General features: G+C 56.1%; 3 protein-coding genes. 1 reads left to right on the top strand and 2 read right to left on the bottom strand.

Annotated elements, in window-relative coordinates:
* A partial coding sequence (locus JF66_RS20350) for a hypothetical protein (RefSeq protein ID WP_156109973.1) occupies positions 1-573 on the bottom strand: 573 nt, incomplete at its 3' end.
* 427 nt (positions 574-1,000) lie between these two features.
* Positions 1,001-1,768, bottom strand: a complete 768-nt coding sequence (locus JF66_RS20345; protein WP_035880741.1) for a YfbU family protein — start codon at positions 1,766-1,768, stop codon at positions 1,001-1,003.
* Between the two features lie 105 nt (positions 1,769-1,873).
* Here JF66_RS20345 and JF66_RS24780 point away from each other — a divergent pair.
* Positions 1,874-2,090, top strand: a 217-nt coding sequence (locus JF66_RS24780; RefSeq protein ID WP_231556538.1) for a hypothetical protein, incomplete at its 3' end; no start/stop codon positions are given.

The following is a 2,090-nucleotide window of genomic DNA, read 5'->3' as shown; positions in this document are numbered from 1 at the left end:
TGTCCGCGCTACTTCCTCGATGATTGCAGTGTTGTTCACCAGGGGCTTTGTAACGTCTGACTTGAGACCGAGCGCATCCGCTATTTCTTGAAGGCGAGCTTGGTGCCGTGTCAGTCTGAGAAGCTCGGCATCCTTGGCTTTTCCAACCGAAGCATCTGAAACGTATGCGGTCCGCACCATTGCTACTTGCGATCGAACATCGTCGGCCGTCAAACGAAGTGCGTTCATCTGACGACCCTGCCTGCTCTTAGGCGCCAAAATCCAAGCCGCATGCGAAGCTGTGAGCAGCGCTGTTCTCAAGACCGTCAGATATGCGCTGGGAAACATTGTCTGCGTTTTCGCCATCATGGAAAGACAGAAGTCGAGGGGTTCGGTGGATGTGGCCATGCTGTACGAGGCCAAGTTGGAGACGCTGAGCTCATTGAAGCCGGCATCGTCTCCCGCCAGGGGGCTTCCCCGTTCGGGTTTAGACGGCTCTTCCGCCATGCGTCTCTGCCAGGCTCGTGCGATTTCTGCGAGTCGCCCGAGGCGAATTTCCCAGGCAACGTGTTCAGGGGACTTCGATTCCGTCATAATTCGCATTGTCCTCGCTAAGAAGGGGCGTTGCTCGTAGCGCCTACTGACTTCGAGTTCGCAGCGTCTTCTGCCTAGTCCAGGGAGCGCAGATTGAGGCCTGGCCGCGTGCGTTCACTCAAGTAGTGAAACGGAGTCACAACACAACGGATGCGACTCTGGAAGAGCTCTCCACGTATGAGGTCGGACGCCTCAGGCTCATCGTCGAATGCAACGGCCCCAAAGAGAATCAAGCCGCATTTGCGTCATTAGGTCGTGTCCCCTCCCGGTCTTACGACTCCGGCCGACAAAGCCCAAAGTTCTGTGACCTAGTCTGAACAAATCTTCTTTCATCACGTGATTGGTCTCGACCAGGTGGAACGACAGTTCCCTCGACCTGTCGGTGGTATCTCTTTTCAACCCGAGCTACTGAGAGCCCTGAGGCGACTTACTGGGGCCCTCGGCGCTCGGGATGAACTGTTGCGCTTGCGATCGCTATGAGGTCATCCTTGTTCAGTAGATAGTCCGTACGCGACACTCGTTCGCGACGTTCCATGGTGCGTCGGTACTCGTCCAGCATCCTCTGGTAAGTCGGAAGCACTGTCATGTGGGAATTCCCGCTCCCCGGCCCCTTGATGAATTCCTCCCGCTCGCTCCATTTATCGTCAGCGACGAGATGCTGAACGTAGTCGGCCATCTTTCCCTCCAGCGCGTCATTATGATCGAAACCGCGGTACCGCAGGCTCGAAACCACATCGACGTCAAGCTCGATCCCCTCTTCAGCCAATTTGTCGACGCTGTAGTCGAGAATGCGAAACATGTCGAGGATGTCCATAACCCGCGCGCAGTTCTTCTTGGAGAGTTCGTCGGCAACGCCGGCAAACTCGACCCAATATTCATTGGTAAACCCAGCCTCGAGAACACGGGCTCGCTCGAGCTGGTAGTCGCTGTCACCGTCAGTGTCGTTGGCGTCCTCAGGAAGTACTCGCGCCAAAATCCGGTGCAGTAATGAAAGAGTGTGCCTCTCCTGCGTCGAGAGCGTTTCGGGCGCGTTGGCTCTTGCCTTCAGCTGAAACTTGTCGATTTCCCGGAGTGGGACTACTGCCTCCCTCAGAAGGCGGCGGATGTAGTCGCTCAGATTTAAGCCTTCATCGCGAGCCATTTCGTCGAGGGTGTCCCGGGTGTCGTCATCGATTCGTACGGTCAGTGTTGCCATGTTTGTTCCTCTCATTAGAGCCCACAGGCTTGTGTATGACCGTAACACACAAAACACATTTTGTATTACAGTAGTTACGTAGCAAAGAGAACCCAAACCCGGGACGTGCGCGCGACGAAGGACCCCGTCAAAGACGAAGCCATATCCAGCCGCCCAAGAGCGACCTCGGAACTCTTCAGGGGAAGCGAGCAAGCCCCGATCGTGAACAGGACGGATTTCACCGGGGTCACTGCACACCCCTACGGAAAATTTCATCCGGACGCGTTCAGCGGGCATCTCAATATCGACGATCCCACTGTCACCCCCCTGCGAGACAATCGGT

The sequence above is a fragment of the Cryobacterium sp. MLB-32 genome, assembly GCF_000738085.1.
In the GTDB taxonomy this organism is placed as follows: Bacteria; Actinomycetota; Actinomycetes; order Actinomycetales; family Microbacteriaceae; genus Cryobacterium.
This window is presented reverse-complemented; position numbering and strand designations above follow the sequence as displayed.